Raw genomic sequence first — 16,752 nt, 5'->3', positions numbered from 1 at the left:
ACTATAGCTTGTCTAGCTACGATCAGTTCTGCAACCGGAATTGCATTGCCCTTTTTGATATTCTCCTCGAATCATTCCAATCCCAGGTGATAGGGAGAGGAATAGTTGTATAACCAAAAAGATGCAGTACACCACCAATAATCAACTTTGCTACATTTGGAGTTCGTGTACCAAATAAACCAAAATGACGGCCGTATTCTTTCGACTATACCTCTGAAGAATAATTTTTTTCAACAAACATCTTTTGGAATGTCCATTGGCCACTTCTGATCCAGTAAGTTTCATCGCCATGGTACGTCCGATACGTTTCCAGCTTTCCAGAAAACAAGACAAAGACGCAAATCGAAACCAGACCGGCAATATACCAGACCAAATGCTGAATGTTCAGGCTCATACTATTGCTTCTGTTTCATAACGACTCGGCACAAGGTTCCAGATCAGGGAGGTATAACCAAATCAACGACTGTTGCAACGATAAGAACGGTGTTGACAGCAGATTCATATTCGATGTCGCTGCAAGAATCTTGTTTGAATGTCTTTAATCATTAAGGGCAGCAAGCTCCATGGTTCGACCAAATAGCGACGCCCCAGACGCCTAGGTTCACTTATGAGCCGATAGAGCCACTCCAATCCCATGCGTCCCATCCAGCGTGGTGGCGTCGGAATTTCACCTGCGATGTAGTCAAAGCATGCACCTGCGGTCAGAATGGCATTTGCTCGGATTCGATCAAGGTTGTCCAGGATCCAATATTCCTGGCGTGGCATGCCCATGCCGACCATCAAGATATGAGGCCGGAAATCGGCAATTGTTGCCAATACCGTATCATTTTCATCAGACCGAAAATATCCATGGTGCGTGCCAATGATCAGTGATGGATACTGGCAGCGTAAACGCTCGGCTGCACGTGCAGCGACACCTGGTTTTCCGCCCAGATAGAAGACACGCCATCCTTCATAAGCTGCCAGTGCCAATAAGGGATGAACCCAATCAACGTAGGTGACTCGCTGTTCGCGGCTGACCGGATATCCTAGTAATCGCGCCCAATAGACGAGAGGCATACCATCAATGTGAACGATGTCTGCACGCTTGTAGAACATTCGCATCTTTATATCACGTTGATAAAGATAAACACTATGAAGATTATGATGAGCGATGATCCAACATTTTTGGCAATCAATAGACTCACTGATATAATGATTAAGCTCCGTTATAGAGAGAGGATTAACAGTAACATTAAGGATTAGCAGACGAGGAGGCTTCATGGCGTTCTAAACAAATACTTAATATAGTTATCTACCATCAGATCGAGATCATATTGTTGGGCCTGTATTGCAGCAGCATTACCTAATGTCTGGCGTAAATTTTCATTCGATGCCAGTAATTGTATTGCCTCTTGCCATGTTTTTGGATCGTCAATTGGCAAAAAGATTCCCGAATCGCCGACAATTTCATGATTGACGTCCATGTCAGTTACAATTATCGGTAAACCAATCATCATTGCTTCAACAGCGGCAAAGCCGAAAGCCTCAAATCTTGAAGGAAAAGCGAAGATGTCACTTGCAATCAAGAGATCTCCAATTTGTTCTGGAGGTAATTCACCTAGTAATTTAACCCGATCAGTACAATTCCTATCACGAATGATTTGTTCAAGAAAAGGACGTAGTTCACCATCACCAGCAATGACTAGATACCAGTTGGGATTATCCGTACCACAGATGGCTTCTATCAATAATTGTTGATTTTTCTGATATGCAAGACGACCACTATTCACTACAATCACTCGATCCATTGGCAATCCAAATTTTCTTCTTGCCTCTGATTTGTTGCAAGATACGTTTGGTTTGACCAACCCATTTGTGACAACTACACTACGCTTGTTATACGCCGTTGGATATGATTGAAACGACCGAGCTACACTTTGGGAAACAAAGATGTTTGATGTGTAGCATCCAACGGTTCCTAGGACTAGATCGAGCCAGCGAGCGATGATCGGATAACTCCAGCAAGGATTACGTTGTGTAGACAATCGATGAGGAATACCGGCCAGATAGGCCACAAACTGCCCAATAACATTTGCATAGTGTGTATAAGTAATCAATCCATCTGGTTTTGCTTGGCGTAACCACCAATACAGTCTGATAAACAAAACCAGAAACTCTCGAATCGTTCTTGGCTTCTCCTCACAAATCCATCGAACATATGATCGGTTGATATATGTTGGTCGTTTCTTATATAAAAACCAGACCTCTGATCTGAAACCACGCTGTATTAATCGCTCACAGAACTGAGTTGCCGCCTTTTGAGCGCCACCTGCTTCCATTTGCGTGACAATGTTGAGTATAAACTGCTTACTCATAATGATGATCGTCTGTAACAACTACCCTCAGCAATCACTTCATCATACAATGCTTCTAACTTTGCGTTCTGTTTCACCAGATTAAATTCCTGTTCAACCCACTGCCGACCCTGAACTCCCATGCGATCGCGAAGTTGCCGATTGGTCAAGAGTATCTCTATGTAGTGGGCTAATTCTTCGGTCTGGCGTTCTCTAGCCAGAAACCCGGTTTGGCCATGGATGATCACCTCTGGAATACCACCACTGTGAAAACTGACTGGCGGCACCTGCATTGCCATTGCTTCGAGGAAAACGACGCCGAGTGTTTCCGCTTCACCTGACGGCATAGTGATGCTTGGCATGCAAAATATGTAGGCTTGTTCCAGATAACGCCGCACCATTGTGGTCGGCTGAGCACCAAGAAAGGTTACACGCCGACCAAGCAACTGAGAGGCCAAAACTTCATACTGTTCACGCAGCGGTCCATCACCGATCACCGTCAGGTGCAGATCGGGAAAACGTGCTTGTAGCAGAGCCAGAGCATGGAGCAGGAACGAGAGACCCTTTCGTTCAACTAAGCGACCGACATACAAAATACTGCCCCATTTGGTAGCACCAGGTCGAGGATGGAACTGAGCCGTATCAATGCCATACCGGATACACACAACCTGATCTGGCCTGAAACCGTGCCGTTCGATGACAATACGCTTCAAAAAATCAGACTGCACGATCACCCGGCTTGTCATATGCGTGAGGGTATGGCGGCGCAACAGGTACAAGCGGTGAGCAAAGTACGACGAACGCCAGATAGCAGCATCGCTCATTGTGACATCGGTACCATGAACGCTCACCAGTAATGGTAAACCGAACTGTCTGGCTATTGGGATAGCAATCGCACCATAAGGAGCAAAATGCGCATGAACCAGCTTTGGGCGGAATTGGCGGAGCAATTGGCGTACTGATTGGGGCACGTAGCCGAACATCTTCAAACCGAATTCGCGCACTGTGCCACGTATTCCGCCATGGCTAATCAGATGCACATCAAGCCCGGAGAGATCAATGCCTGGTCCCTTCGGTTTCTTCACACCTAATACGATGGCATGGTATCGCCTGAGACCGGCAATCTGGTGGTAAACAAACGTCTCAGAAATCGGCAACGGTTGATTACAGAATACAAGAATATTATCAGCCATTCTGTTTATCCGTATGCTGAGTAACAGAGAAATATGACCACGAAAGAAGAATCCAGAAAATTGCTTTTGCCAGGCTACTTTCGAGTAACATTGCTTCAGAAAGGTTATGCAACAGTAAGAAAATGATAAATAGACATACAAAATAGAGATAGCTACCGGCCCGCTTTCTTTGTATCATTTGCAAACTTCGCCACAGAGCAACGATCAACAGGATGCACGTGAGGACAAGACCAATCAAACCAACTTCCAGCCAGATATCGAGATAGCCATTATGAGCGTGAAGGGCCCACCAGAAGCGTTGCCGCATCAGAGCGATATCTAATTCTATCATGCGGCCTGACTCAAGCCAGAAAGCACCGAAACCATAACCAAGGAGACTCTGCTTCCAGGCAATTGACCACAGAGCTTGCCACAATGGTAAGCGACCGGTCAGGGTGAGATCACGGCCAAGGAATGCCGCTACTTCGGCACTGAAAAACCATATCAAGCTCCCAACAGGGATTGCAGTACCAAGGCTAAGTGCTGCTACCTGGAGCTGTTGTTGATGAGATAGCGAATTTATGAGAACCAACATCAACCATGCAATCACGACTAGACTGAGCACAACAATTGCCGATGCAGACTGGGATCCAATTATTAAGAGCAAGCCTGCCAGACCGGCGACCGCCCAACCAACCTGCCAGGGCCTGGTTGTCTGTTGGAACAATACGCCAAAAATAAGTAACGCCAGCACACTCAATCGTCCCAGAGCATTTTTGTGAAACATGACACCGTTCCAACTACCCAGATAGTAAGGGTCTATTGTTGCCCACGACGCTCCCAGTGCAACACTGATCAGGCTGGCGCCGAGGATCACTATCATCGTGAAGCCAAGTAGTCGTAGAACGGTAAGCGGAGGATAGCGCACTGTCAGAAACAGGCCATACAGCGTAGCCAGCAAGAGTGTTACACTGCGACGTATCGTAAGAGTGGAATCTTGCGACCAGAGAACTGAAACGATTGCCCATCCAACGACGAGCCAGATCAACCATCCCTTAACGGCAGCCATAACCATTTGTCGCCGGTACCACCAGCACAACAGCAGACCGCTGTAGGCAGCAACTAAGACGATTTGTTGGATCGGATCGCCCCCTCTTTTTAAAGGATCACCGAATGTCAGGTCGCGCCACAGCGGTATAAACGCACCTGATAATAATGTCAATGCTACGACATGCCAGATCAGCTCAGCTCGTTGCCAGAAACCTTTCATCTCACGCTATCCGATCGGCTTACGGGCAATCAACAGATAACCGCAAGTTAGCCAATGGTTCACTTCGTTAAGGGCATTTGTCCGCTTGACAAGGTGATCAAATCGTTGTTCCAATTTTTCTTTTATTGTCAAATTATTTACGCCAAGACGCAGATTCCGTGACAATTGCAGATAAGCCCATTGCGGCAAGCAAATCATCCAGCGGAACCACTTTTGCTCATAAAGAGGTGGGTTGAGGTGTAAGATTTTACTTACAACATTCATTCCTCGTACTATGATGTTATGGATCAAAACTAACATCGTAATAATTATTCCCCCTTTAGAGTTAATTTCAATCACTTCAAGCCCATTATCCTGACACATCTTCTGCAGACCATACCTGGTGAAACGCCAGTAATCATGGGGTGCTTCATGAATTGGATAAATAAAGGGGGTTGATATTAGGAGATACCCACCCGGTTTCAACAATCGAGTCAGCTCGGTCACCACCTGAAACGGATGTCTGGTATGCTCCAGAACTTCAGTACAAAGGATGGTATCAAATGAATTATCCGCAAATGGCAGATGTTCGGCATATCTGATCAGGTCAGCCTGATCGGTACCATGAGGAGAAAACTGTACTTCAGTACCGACACTAAAATCTACACAACGATCATAGATCAATCTGTATGGTCGTTTTCCACATCCTACATCGAGTAACGTTCCTCGCATATACGGTCGTGCAGCAAGGAGTAATTCTAACAACAGCTCATTAACAGCAATCGAAAGGGTTTGTTGATAATCAACAAAATACCGACCACTATTCTGCTCGTGTATCAGGAATCCTTGTTTCTGAAACATAATGCGAATAACCCTCTCAAACACCAGCCATCGGATGATCTAAAGCTAATACGCGCTTTTGGTTAAGTCGTTGCCACAGTATAAAACCTGATCCTCCCATGACACTAATGACCCAAGCAGTTCTGATTCCAATAGCACCAATGGAAATTTCTGCCCATAATCTATCAATCAACCATAGACCGCTGTAAGTAAGTAAGCCACATCCGACAATTACACTAATCATACCGAGTGGATACTGGATCGGGAAAAGACGCAATGAGTTAGCAGCAATAAAGCCTGTCCAGAGCGTATAACTGACAACGGTAGCCCATGCGGCGCCACTGATACCATACAGTGGAATCCACCAGATACACAAACCTAAACAGCTCAATGCTGCGATAATACCAATAACCGGCAAATCGTGCGTGCGATCTTTGAGCATGATGCCAACGTTTAACGGATAACTCAGGCCGTAGATGATGTAAGCTAACAAGATAATCGGTACAATCTCCATTCCTGATCGATAATCGATCGGTGCAATTAATATATAAAGAAATGGAGTTATTACCACCACAAAAAGAGCAAATGTGATTACTATCCAGAGGTAGAACAGTAATACCCGACTATACATCTGACCAGGATTAGCCTGCGTTGCAATCTTAAACCGTCGTGGCGCCCAATCTATTGCAAAGGGGCGTGTCACTAGCACGTCAAGGATAGCTGCTACTTTGTAAGCAAAGGTGTAAATTGCTACTGCTTCTAACGAAAGAACGTAGCCCATAATATAGCGGTCAGCAGCTAGCAAAATGTAAGCAGCGATGTTTGTTGGTAATAACGGTAAACCGTAACTGGCAACCCGCCTCATCATGGATCGATCGAAAGACCATCTAATAGATTGACGACCAATGAATAATCCAAACAGAAAGAATAAAACTGATGAAGCGAGTCTGGCAAAGAGTGCACCGATTAACCCAAAACTAGCCTCTATAAATCCAACTAACAAAGCAGCAAAGGCTATCAGCCGTAACAGCGACAGCGTAATATATGTTACCGATTGTTCGCGAATGCGAAATACTGTTAATATCAGATTAAAGAGAGCATCACTCCATCCGATCAAGAGAACCAGGATCAGAGTAAACGGTGCGCCGGGGAAATCACGACCTATACCATGAGCAGCGAGCAACATACCAGCGCCTGTGATCACTGCCCCTGTTACAGCAACCGTTATCAGCGTGCTGCCAACGATACGAGAACGTAGCGTTGCATCAGCCTGCCACCAGTATTCACGCATCAGACCAACTTCTAGCCCGGCGAGGATAAACAGGTTGGCGAGCATAGTGGCAATTTCAAATATTGACCAAGCACCATACTCTTGAGTCGTCAGCTTGTTGACGAGGTATGGTATAACAAGAAAGAGCGCTGCACTGTTCGCTGCGTTACCGATCGCATAAATAACACTATTTGCAAAAATACGCTTCATTTGAGTTTCTCTGACTTTTACCTGTCTGAATTTGGACTATCCGTGAAATTATGGTTCAGGCAATCGATACATCACTTACACTCAGATTGTATTTCCTCACTTAACCCCTGTCGTTGAGCCTGCCTGCACAAAGCGATGGCTCGTTCGCTCTCTTTGACCCACTTCCAAAAACCGATAAGATTCAACCAAATCTGTGGCCGCGAATCGAGTGCCAGTGCTTTGGCAAATGCCTGTTCCGTTTGATGTACTTGTCCAGGATCAGAGAAGTATAAAATCTTACCATAATGAATATGTGCCCAGACACTTCGATCATTAAGTTCCACAGCCTTCATTGCGAATGGCAGCGCCTCACCAGGTCGATCCTGCACCCACAGGGCCACCCCTAACCGGCGGTATACCTCTGAAAGGAGCCAGTCAACTGATCGATCATCCTGAGCCGTTGTGTCGAGGACGTGCCGTAATCCCCGTTCTACTTCCGCAAAACGCTGTGCGTCGTGAAGAATGCTAGCCCATCGTACCCATGCCCGCAAGCGCATTTCAGAACTGTTCCAGCCTCGATCAAAAGTCACACTCTGAATGAGGTCATCAGACTCATTGGTCATCAGGTAGCGCGTATACCACACCGTACTCGCTACATCGGCTCCTGAAATGGCGGCTCTGGTAAACCATCGTAACGCTTCAGCATACTGCCGCTGCCTGAATGAAACCATCCCTGTTTGCAGAAAATCGGTGGCCGTAAATCTGCCCTGCGCCCAGGCCGCAGTTGCCCGTTGTAGACAATCCACCTGAATACAGGCAATGGCTGTCCGGTCGATCAGGCGAAGTTCGCCCCAACCAGGTTGAGAGGAGTTGGTCGAGAGGGTAATAGTCGCCGTTTGTCCACCCCACGACGACATATCAACGTGTACGTGATGCCAACTCGGTATATCAGCCGCCGGCGGAATTGTGAACGTCCTAATCAATTCTTTGTTCAGGGTAACGTTGTAAACTGCGGTTTCATTCCTGTAGTCGCTTACCCAGAAACTGAGAACAACCGGATTGGTCGGTAGCGTGGTACGAAAAGTTATCTGATTATCGACAAAGACGGTTCGCTTGATCGGTGTGATTGGTATCCACCAATCCGATGACGTTGTTGGTGCTAGCGATAATGACCATTCTTGTGTAACTGGTGGTGGCCCCAACCACTCCCATGGGATTTCGTCTGGGTAAAGACTTGTCAACCCAACCATCTCAGATGGCGCAAGCTGCTCATAGGCAATCCCCAGCTCAAACCAGATAAGGGGGCTATCGGGACGTTGTTCGACTGCACGTGAGAAGGCAGAAATGGCAATGTCTGGTTGGTCAGCTAGAATTGCTGCCCGGCCAAGGTGACGGAAGGCTTCAGTATTATATGGAGTTACCGTAACCAGGTGTTGTGCTTCTATCAGAGCTTGTTGAGCTACTGCTCGCCCCTCAGAAGAATTGAGAGGTATGAGGTCTTGCCACGGGTCGAAAGGGCGAGTGCTATCCTCATCTTGTCGTGTGTTACGAGCCATTTGGTCGATTTGATAGAACAATCGTTGTTGTTCGACCATTATCCGTAGTGGTTGATATCCAATGCTGATAATAGTCAGGAGTGGAGCAGCTATGAGAAGCCACTTAAGCTGTTTGGTGAAAGGGTAAAATTTTTCCAGGATCATAGGGATCTATCCTTCACCCTGTGAACGAGCGTAGCTTTCTCCATGTTCACACTGCTGTGTATGCTGCTTCTCACGCTCGGCATAGTAATTCTTCCTTGGGACAGTCGTTCCTACAAGTAGGGTCTACTCTTACGTGGCTGATTGTTATGGTATCAAAAGTATTTCCCTCACCCCACCTTCCTCACCTCCATCCACTGCTGTGGCCCCGGGCGTAGCGTGGCCTTTGCAATGGGGCGTACCGGGTAGCCAGGAATAGCACTGACGTGGAAGCGTTGCAGGATCATCGGCAACACCATCTGCATTTCCATCAAGGCAAAGTTGTTCCCGATACACTGGCGTGGACCGCTGAGGAAAGGGACGTAAGCGAATTTATGGCGACCTGCCACCGTTTCGGGGTGGAAACGTTCGGGGTCGAAACTTTCAGCATTGGGCCAGAACGCGGGATGGCGATGGGTGACATACGGGCTGAGGGCAACGGTTGCACCGGCGGGAAGTTCGTAATCGCCCAGGGTGTCTGGGCCGACGAGTGTGCGTGTAAGCAGCCAGGTCGGCGGGTAGAGACGCAGGGTTTCATCGATGACCATGCGACTGTATCTGAGCTGGGGCAGATCGGCAGGGGTCGGGTTTCGGCCACCGAGGACGGCAGCATACTCGGCCCGCAATTTGCGTTCGCTGTCGCCGTAATGGGCGAGCAGATGCAAAATCCATGACAACGTACCGGCAGTGGTCTCGTGACCGGCAAGGAAGATCGTCATCACTTCGTCGCGGATTTGTTTGGGTGACATCGGTTCGCCAGTGTCGGCATCACGTGCGCTGACCAGCATTTCCAGCAGGTCATCGTGTTCACCCTGGCGCTGTTGGCGTTCGTTGATCAGGCGATACACGGTTCGTTCCAGCAGGGTAAGATTGCGATAGTAGCGCCGATTGGCGGGTGTTGGCCAGCTTCGTGGTGGCTGCAGCAGGCGAAATTGTTGACCGGCAACCCAGTTGAGGGTGTCGTTGAATGCTTTTCCTACCTGTGCTGCTTCTGTATCGCTCAGCGAGGTGCTGAACATCGTGCGCACGATAATCTTTTCGGCCAACAGCATCAACTCGGCCTGAATGTCAACCGGCTGCCGATGGCGAGCGTAAGCTTCCCACCGCTCAAGCATACGCTCAGCCTCCTCAACCATTACCGTTGCCATCTGGGTAATCCGTTGATGGTGGAACGCTGGTTGTATCAGACGCCGCTGGCGCAGCCAGTGGTCGCCGTTACTGGTGACCAACCCCTGGCCGAGGATGTCTTCCATGGTCGTGTATTGCTTGATGTAATTTTTCCAGTTCTCTTGCGTGATCCGCTTGATCATATCGGGATGCACCGCAAGATACATCGTGTGCTTGCCAAGCGGGAGCTTGACCAGATCGCCGTAGTGCCGATGGATGCGCAGTAGAAAATCGAGTGGATCATTCAGCAGCCGCGGCGCAACTCCAACCCCAGGGAGACCTTTTGGTCCGGGAATAGCATTCACTGATAATGGCATAGTTTTGTTACGCTGGAAAGCTACGTTGCACAAAGTCAGGCATAGCATACCACAAATTGACGTAGGTCGCAATTGGAACAGAGAGAAGAGGTGTGCGAGGTTGGGAAATCGGAAGGCAGGTGAAGGATGGCAGGCGTATCCCTTGCCTGCCGTCTGCTTCTTGCAAAACTGCGGGAGTTGGGAGACTAAGCGGAAGATGGTAGGTGAACCTGTTTATGGGGGCACCCCTACTTATCTCAGCGTGCAAAGTGGAAACTCGTTTTTCCCCTCATGTCTCGTGCCGATATTCTGTTTTCCTACCTTGACGGATACCATGCTTTCGGCTAGGATCGAACTAACCCAATCTGTGCAGCAGAGACATTGGGGAACGTCGTCCACAACTTGAGGAAACTATGGGTGTAGCGCTCAATCAGACGATTTTTCGGGCGTATGATATTCGGGGGATCGTCGAGGTTGATCTCGATGAAGGTATTTATGAACGGTTAGGTCGGGCTACCGGAACCCTCTTTCGCCGTGAGGGCCGGCAGCGGATTGTGGTAGCCCGTGATGCTCGCCTGAGTTCACCACGCTTCCAGGAGGCGTTGATCAACGGTTTGCGTGCCACCGGTATGGATGTGATCGATATCGGTATGGTGGCGACACCGGTAATGTATTTTGCGGTTGAAGCGTTGGGTGCCGATGCCGGCGCGATTGTGTCGGCTAGTCATAACCCACCAGAGTTTAATGGTTTGAAGTTGCGACGCACAGAACCGCGTTTTGGTTCGGAGCCGTTGCCGTCGGCTGCAATTCAAGAGGTAGGGCAGATTGCTGCCAGTGGTCAGTTTATTCGGGGTCACGGGAACTACGAGCAGGTTGATATTGGGCCAGCGTATATCGAATCTGCACGCCGTTGGCTTGATTTTGGGACGCATCGTCCGCGTGTGGTGCTGGATGGCGGGAATGGCGTGGCCGGGCCGCTCGCAGTAGCGATGTACGAAGCCTTGGGTATTGAGGTTATTCCGCTGTTTGTTGAGCCAGATGGAACGTTTCCCAATCACCATCCTGATCCGTTGAAGGTCGAGAATCTCCGTCATTTGCAGGCTACTGTGCGTGAACAGCGGGCCGATTTGGGTATTGGTCTCGATGGTGATGGGGATCGATTGGGGGTGGTTGACGAGAACGGTGATGTGGTCTTTGCCGATCGTTATCTGATCGTGCTGGCTCAAGCATTGCTGACCAAACGCAAAGGGCCGGTCGTCTTTGATGTGAAGTGTAGCGCCGTATTGCCACAGGCAATTCGGTCATTGGGCGGCGAACCGATCATGTGGAAGACCGGTTATACCAGTCTCTCGGCGAAGATGCGCGACGTTGATGCGGTGCTGGGTGGCGAACTCAGCGGGCATACGATCTTTCCCTGGCCTGGTCGCTACTTCGATGATGGCGCCTTCGCCGGTGCGGTGCTGCTGCATGCGTTGTACGAGTTGGGGCAAACGCTGACCGAGGCACTCGCGCCGTATCCGGTCTTGCCATCGATTGATGAGGGTCGTATCCCCTTCCCGGAAGAGCGGAAATTTGCGGTAATCGACTTTTTGCGTGCACGGTTTGTTGGCAAATACCCGATTATTGACATCGATGGCGTCAGGGTCGATTTTGGCGATGGTTGGGGGCTGGTACGGGCTTCAAATACTGAACCGGCAATTACGACCCGCTTTGAAGCGCAGACGTGGGAGCGTGTTCAAGCTATCCGCGATGAAATGTTGAGCGTCGTCGAGGAGTTTCGCACACTGGCATGAGTGCCTATCGACGCCCTTTCCTACAGGCCTGGGAGGCAGTGTACACTGCCGGGTTGACTCTCGAACAACTGCGTCGCCGGGCGATGTCGGTTGGTGGAGCGTTGGCCGAACAGCCAGCCCGTTGTCTCATCGCCTTTGATACACGCTTTCTGGCAAACTTCTTCGCACAGACGCTGGCCCAAGACTTGGCAGCGAAGGGGGTGAACGTCTTGCTCGCTAGCACACCGGTACCGCTGCCTGCAATCCACTATGCCCTTGATCAGAAGCAAGCCGATTGTGCACTCTATGTATCAGCGCGTAACCGTCCATACTACATTGGTGGGTTGATCCTGATTGCCGATGATAAGAGTCAGCTAACCATCCATCCCGCCAGTGATCCTTTACCGTCGGTAGACTTTCCACCTCCTGCTCCCAATGTGGTAACAATCGATATACGAACCCCTTACATTGAGTCACTACGTCATGCTGTTGATCTGGACGCAATTCGGCGGCTGCCGATGACTTTCTTTGTCGATGCGATGGCCGGTACGACTGCCGGGATGGTCACGATGTTGTTCGGTGAAGGTGGTCAGACACGGGTGATCGAGATTAATCGTGATCCCGATCCGTTGTTTGGACGGGGAGCACCGCACCCGTTTGAAGCCAGTCTGCATCGGTTGCGCAAACTGGTGCGCGAGAGCGACTCACACCTCGGTCTGGCACTTTCTGGCGATGGTACCGCACTGGCGGTCGTCGAACCGAGTGGTGAGGTGTTAGAACCGTTTGAGACCAGTCTGCTGTTGGCCGGTCATCTGGCAACGCATTACCGACAGCGGGGATTGGTCATCGCTCCACCGCCGGCCCCTAACAGTCCCCTGCATGCCCAACCTAGACAACTGGTTGCCTGGCAGGAGGCCACCGGTATGAAGCTGGAGCTGGCCAGTGATGGGTTGTACCTCGAACGCCAACCGGTAGTGGCAATGACGACCAGCGGTGAGGTTGTGCTGAGCCGTTGGCGGAGTTGCCCCGATGGGTTGCTGGCCGCTTTGTTCTTTTGTGATGCGGCAGCACGAAGCAATGGCGGTCTCCGCACGCTCTGCGCGGCACTACGGTCGCAGTTTGGTGCTCAGTAGGAGTAAACTTTTGCGCATGGTGTAATACGCTGGTAAGACAGAAGAGCCGATAGTGGCAACCAGCGGCCTCTGTGCCAGGAAACAATGCAGAAGTTCATGAAACAGATTATTAATCGCCTGAGTGCATTACGTCATCTCATCCCGTCGCTCTCGCTCACCTTCGTGGGCATCGTGCTACTATCGCTGGGAGTTGCGTACCTTTTTATCCACGCCTACCGTACTGTTGAAGGTCTGCCTGAAGTGGTCTGGTGGCTGACCCTGCAATTTCTACCCCGTCCGTGGCGCGGAATATTGCTCCTCGTTATCGGTCTGCTCGTGTTGGCTGGCGGTATCTGGCAGCTTAGTGGTGTGGTGGTGATCCCACGACCGCAACAGGTACCCGCCGACGGTGAGCTGGTGTTAGGCTACGACCGCACCCATCGGCCACGTCGCGTTGTCGTGATCTCTGGTGGCGCTGGCATGCTTGTGTTAGCCGGGTTAAGTGAACAGGTTGATCGGATGACCTGTATCGTGCCGATCACCGATCCGGTTGAGTATTATTATCGGGCGTCGGGGCTGCTTAACCAGCCGAATGTCTACTATGTGGTACCAACCCCAGAACCGCTCGATGTGGTGGCCGAGCTTGACGATGGAACGCTGATCGATGTACGCCATATTCATCTCCATCCTGAGCTGGCCGAGCGATATGTGTGTCGGTTGCACTTGAACAAGGAATCCGTACCACCGCCGCTGACGCGCGTGACCCTCGAGGCCCTGCGTGAGGCTGATGCGATTATCTTAGGGCCGGGGAGTCTCTTCGAGAGTATTTTGCCCAATTTTCTCCTGGCGGAGTTCGCTGAGGCAGTGCGTTCGAGTAGCGCTAAGAAGATTTTCGTCTGTAACCTGATGACCGAACCAGGGCGCACGAGTGGGTTTCGCGTGGCCGACCATATTCGGGTGATTAAGGAGTACGCCGGTTTGACCCCGGATTACGTATTGGTGAATGCGCAACGAATTGATCCAGAGACGACTCGCATCTACGCTGCCGCCCATCAGACACCGGTGTACCTTGATCCGAGTGATTACGAAGAGATGGCAACACTGCCCGGTGATGTGCATGGTCAGCGTGGAGTGATCATCGAAGGGAGTATGGTCATCGAGGCCGATCTATCGGCGGCGGTCATTCAGTACACAACGTCGCTCGATAATCCGCTGCAGAGTCGCGCTGTGCGTGTGTTGCGCCACGATGGGCAGAAGCTGGCGGCTGCTCTGATCGAGCTGATGCGGCGCATGTAAGGGATGGGCCGCGGAGGGCACGCATCCCTTTGCACTACTCTTTTTGCTCTCGCCCCCACGCCTGTTCCTATCTTTCCTGGTTTTACTGGACAGGATAGAGAAACACCAATGTGAACTTTTTTGCCCTGCATCCACCGGTAAACTGAGGTAGACTACATACAGGTGAAGATTTGAACAAAGGAGTTTTGTTATGGCTCTCGAAACGGCTACCTTAGCCGGTGGATGCTTTTGGTGTCTGGAAGCGGTGTACGATCAGGTCAAGGGTGTAAAAGATGTCGTGTCCGGATATACCGGTGGGCATGTCGCCAACCCGACCTATGAACGGGTCTGTAGTGGTAAGACGGGTCATGCCGAGGCGGTACAGATCACGTTTGATCCGGAACAGATCAGCTACCGTGAGTTGCTCGAAATTTTCTTCAGTATTCACGACCCGACCACGCTGAATCGGCAGGGAGCCGATGTCGGAACGCAGTATCGTTCGGCCATCTTTTATCACTCTGAAGAACAGCGTCAGATCGCCGAGCAACTGGTGCGTGAACTGACCGAACAGAAGGTTTTTCGCGATCCCATTGTGACCGAGATCGTACCGGCTACGACATTCTACCCTGCCGAAGACTACCACCAAGAGTACTTTGTGCGGAACCCTTATCAGCCTTACTGTCAGTTTGTGGTGGCGCCAAAGGTAGCGAAATTTCAAAAACTGTTTGCGCATCGGGTCGCAAGCGCACGTGATGATGTTGCTCAGGAGTAATGGTACCGTGCCAGTGGTGCCGAGTGCCAAACGCAGCTACCCGGAATGTGGCTGCGTCTCTTTGTCTGCTAACAATCCTGTCAGGTAGGTCATCGGTAGTCTATGAACGGATGCTGGAGCAAGCGGTGTGACTGCTCCAGCTTCGTTCTCGTCACCACACTTCTTCGAGCATTGCCAGCAGTTCTGCCGGGGGAGCCGGTCGTGGATTGTTGAAAATCGCCGGTTCAACGGCAGCCAGTTCCGCCAATTCAGGGAGTGCTTCACGCGGTACACCCACCTCGCGCAGTTTTGTTGGTAGACCACAATCTGCCGTCAGCGTCCGCACGGCTGCAATACCATCGGCAATTACTTCAGCGTTGCTGCGGCCACCAACATTGACGCCCATAGCTCTGGCAATACGCACATAGCGATCGGGTACTACTTCGCTATTGAAACGCATCGCTGGTGGCAAGAAGATCGCGTTGGCTGTGCCGTGATGGACGGGGAACTTTCCGCCAACGGCGTGTGATAGCGCATGCACCACACCGAAGAGACTATTCCCACAGGCGATACCGGCCATAGTGGCTGCGATCAACAACTGACTCCGCGCCTCGATATTCTCGCCGTCGTGTACAGCATCGCGCAGATGAGTGGCAATCATGTCGATAGCGGCCAGGGCCAGGCTATCACTGAGGGGGTTGTTCTCGGTCGAGACATACGTTTCAATCGCGTGAGAGAGGGCATCCATTCCGGTGGCTGCTGTCAGGCGTGGTGGTAACGTGCGGGTCAGTAACGGATCAAGGATGGCTAAGGTGGGCGTAAGGTAGCGACTAACAATACTTATTTTTCGCTGACTCTCTTCATCGAGAATAACCGCGATGGGGGTTACTTCACTACCGGTACCGGCGGTCGTTGGGATGGCAACCAGTGGGGTTAGTGGCGTGTCAATCACGTTATACCCTTCATAGTCGGGAATCGATCCGCCAAGGGTGAGTAGAATGCGGATCCCTTTAGCAGTATCGATAGGACTACCACCTCCCACGGCAATGATCAGATCGGCGTCGGCGGCCTGTGCCTGTTCGGCGCCTTCAGCAACTTTGGCGACAGAGGAATTGGCCGGTACATCGTCGAACATCCCGACCACTTCGATGGGCGCCAGGCCGGCCTGAATAGGATCGAGCAATCCTGCCTGTACGACGCCCTTATCGGCGACAATGAAGGCCCGACGTTGCGGGAACGAACTGCTGATAACCTGACCCAGTTCACCGGCCAGCCCGATCTGGTACAACACTCTTGCCCCAAGGCTGAATTCAAAAAATTCTTGCATTGCCTTGTTCCTATCATCTATCATCTGTGAAAGAGTTCTGCTATGTGTATTATACGACCGGCTGACAAGAGGTGAAGGGTGGGCAATGCTTGCTTCTGGTCACCTTCCAGGTACAGAGTTTTCCGCTTGCAGGAGGAGAGGCGGTTCGTGAACCGACCCTCCGGCAGTGGGAATCCAGGGCATTGCGCCGCTGTTCCGGTCTGTCAGGGTTTACTTGTGGGGATAAGGGTTCGTCTTGTCGATCATGCGACTCTATCGGC

General features: G+C 50.7%; 13 protein-coding genes. 4 read left to right on the top strand and 9 right to left on the bottom strand.

Translation table 11 applies throughout. The annotated features are described in order from the left end of the window. Window positions 1–498: 498 nt before the first annotated feature. From QTO31_RS16015 to QTO31_RS15980, 8 genes are all read right to left on the bottom strand, one after another. Complete coding sequence (locus tag QTO31_RS16015; RefSeq protein ID WP_367620643.1) at window positions 499–1,263, bottom strand: WecB/TagA/CpsF family glycosyltransferase; 765 nt, start codon at window positions 1,261–1,263, stop codon at window positions 499–501. Continuing rightward, entirely contained in the window at window positions 1,260–2,357 is a 1,098-nt protein-coding gene (locus QTO31_RS16010; RefSeq protein WP_301430093.1) for a glycosyltransferase family 4 protein, read from the bottom strand. The genes QTO31_RS16015 and QTO31_RS16010 overlap by 4 nt, the downstream gene beginning before the upstream one ends. Beyond that, window positions 2,354–3,529 carry a glycosyltransferase gene (locus QTO31_RS16005; RefSeq protein ID WP_301430092.1) on the bottom strand — a complete coding sequence of 392 codons (1,176 nt, stop codon included), beginning with the start codon at window positions 3,527–3,529 and terminating at the stop codon, window positions 2,354–2,356. Before QTO31_RS16005 ends, QTO31_RS16010 begins: the two co-directional genes overlap by 4 nt. Further along, entirely contained in the window at window positions 3,522–4,778 is a 1,257-nt protein-coding gene (locus tag QTO31_RS16000) for an O-antigen ligase family protein (RefSeq protein ID WP_301430091.1), read from the bottom strand. The genes QTO31_RS16005 and QTO31_RS16000 overlap by 8 nt, the downstream gene beginning before the upstream one ends. Window positions 4,779–4,784: 6 nt before the next feature. Further along, window positions 4,785–5,618 (bottom strand): class I SAM-dependent methyltransferase, encoded by an 834-nt coding sequence (locus QTO31_RS15995; protein ID WP_301430090.1) that lies wholly within the window; start codon window positions 5,616–5,618, stop codon window positions 4,785–4,787. Window positions 5,619–5,634: 16 nt separating this feature from the next. Further along, a complete protein-coding gene (locus QTO31_RS15990; RefSeq protein ID WP_301430088.1) occupies window positions 5,635–7,077 on the bottom strand; it encodes an oligosaccharide flippase family protein in 1,443 nt (480 codons plus the stop codon). A gap of 71 nt (window positions 7,078–7,148) precedes the next feature. Further along, entirely contained in the window at window positions 7,149–8,756 is a 1,608-nt protein-coding gene (locus tag QTO31_RS15985; RefSeq protein ID WP_301430087.1) for a tetratricopeptide repeat protein, read from the bottom strand. Between the two features lie 167 nt (window positions 8,757–8,923). Next, a complete protein-coding gene (locus QTO31_RS15980) occupies window positions 8,924–10,276 on the bottom strand; it encodes a cytochrome P450 (protein ID WP_301430086.1) in 1,353 nt (450 codons plus the stop codon). A 392-nt stretch (window positions 10,277–10,668) separates the two neighbouring features. On the opposite strand from QTO31_RS15980, the gene QTO31_RS15975 reads away from it, so the two are divergent. The 4 genes from QTO31_RS15975 (at window position 10,669) to msrA (ending at window position 15,186) form a co-directional block, all read left to right on the top strand. Beyond that, window positions 10,669–12,048 (top strand): phosphomannomutase/phosphoglucomutase, encoded by a 1,380-nt coding sequence (locus QTO31_RS15975; protein ID WP_301430084.1) that lies wholly within the window; start codon window positions 10,669–10,671, stop codon window positions 12,046–12,048. Beyond that, the gene (locus QTO31_RS15970) at window positions 12,045–13,160 is read left to right on the top strand and encodes a phosphoglucomutase (protein WP_031459692.1); all 1,116 of its coding nucleotides are present in this window, start codon (window positions 12,045–12,047) and stop codon (window positions 13,158–13,160) included. Before QTO31_RS15975 ends, QTO31_RS15970 begins: the two co-directional genes overlap by 4 nt. A gap of 96 nt (window positions 13,161–13,256) precedes the next feature. Then, window positions 13,257–14,435, top strand: a complete 1,179-nt coding sequence (locus QTO31_RS15965) for a 2-phospho-L-lactate transferase CofD family protein (RefSeq protein WP_301430082.1) — start codon at window positions 13,257–13,259, stop codon at window positions 14,433–14,435. Window positions 14,436–14,625: 190 nt separating this feature from the next. Next, window positions 14,626–15,186 carry a peptide-methionine (S)-S-oxide reductase MsrA gene (gene msrA, locus QTO31_RS15960; RefSeq protein WP_301430081.1) on the top strand — a complete coding sequence of 187 codons (561 nt, stop codon included), beginning with the start codon at window positions 14,626–14,628 and terminating at the stop codon, window positions 15,184–15,186. A 151-nt stretch (window positions 15,187–15,337) separates the two neighbouring features. Here msrA and QTO31_RS15955 read toward each other — a convergent pair whose 3' ends face one another. Then, the gene (locus tag QTO31_RS15955) at window positions 15,338–16,492 is read right to left on the bottom strand and encodes an iron-containing alcohol dehydrogenase (RefSeq protein WP_301430080.1); all 1,155 of its coding nucleotides are present in this window, start codon (window positions 16,490–16,492) and stop codon (window positions 15,338–15,340) included. Between the last annotated feature and the right edge of the window lie 260 nt (window positions 16,493–16,752).

The organism is Chloroflexus sp. MS-CIW-1, from assembly GCF_030444705.1.
GTDB lineage: Bacteria > Chloroflexota > Chloroflexia > Chloroflexales > Chloroflexaceae > Chloroflexus.
The sequence above is the reverse complement of the archived record's forward strand: the minus strand, read 5'-3'. Positions and strand labels throughout refer to the sequence as shown.

Bases quoted from the DNA above. Each gene is read 5' to 3' on its own strand.
- QTO31_RS15970 (WP_031459692.1), top strand. From the start codon at position 12,045: ATGAGTGCCTATCGACGCCCTTTCCTACAGGCCTGGGAGGCAGTGTAC.
- QTO31_RS15985 (WP_301430087.1), bottom strand. From the start codon at position 8,756: ATGATCCTGGAAAAATTTTACCCTTTCACCAAACAGCTTAAGTGGCTT.
- QTO31_RS15995 (WP_301430090.1), bottom strand. From the start codon at position 5,618: ATGTTTCAGAAACAAGGATTCCTGATACACGAGCAGAATAGTGGTCGG.
- msrA (WP_301430081.1), top strand. From the start codon at position 14,626: ATGGCTCTCGAAACGGCTACCTTAGCCGGTGGATGCTTTTGGTGTCTG.
- QTO31_RS15965 (WP_301430082.1), top strand. From the start codon at position 13,257: ATGAAACAGATTATTAATCGCCTGAGTGCATTACGTCATCTCATCCCG.
- QTO31_RS15955 (WP_301430080.1), bottom strand. From the start codon at position 16,492: ATGCAAGAATTTTTTGAATTCAGCCTTGGGGCAAGAGTGTTGTACCAG.
- QTO31_RS16010 (WP_301430093.1), bottom strand. From the start codon at position 2,357: ATGAGTAAGCAGTTTATACTCAACATTGTCACGCAAATGGAAGCAGGT.
- QTO31_RS16015 (WP_367620643.1), bottom strand. From the start codon at position 1,263: ATGAAGCCTCCTCGTCTGCTAATCCTTAATGTTACTGTTAATCCTCTC.
- QTO31_RS16005 (WP_301430092.1), bottom strand. From the start codon at position 3,529: ATGGCTGATAATATTCTTGTATTCTGTAATCAACCGTTGCCGATTTCT.
- QTO31_RS15975 (WP_301430084.1), top strand. From the start codon at position 10,669: ATGGGTGTAGCGCTCAATCAGACGATTTTTCGGGCGTATGATATTCGG.
- QTO31_RS15980 (WP_301430086.1), bottom strand. From the start codon at position 10,276: ATGCCATTATCAGTGAATGCTATTCCCGGACCAAAAGGTCTCCCTGGG.
- QTO31_RS15990 (WP_301430088.1), bottom strand. From the start codon at position 7,077: ATGAAGCGTATTTTTGCAAATAGTGTTATTTATGCGATCGGTAACGCA.
- QTO31_RS16000 (WP_301430091.1), bottom strand. From the start codon at position 4,778: ATGAAAGGTTTCTGGCAACGAGCTGAGCTGATCTGGCATGTCGTAGCA.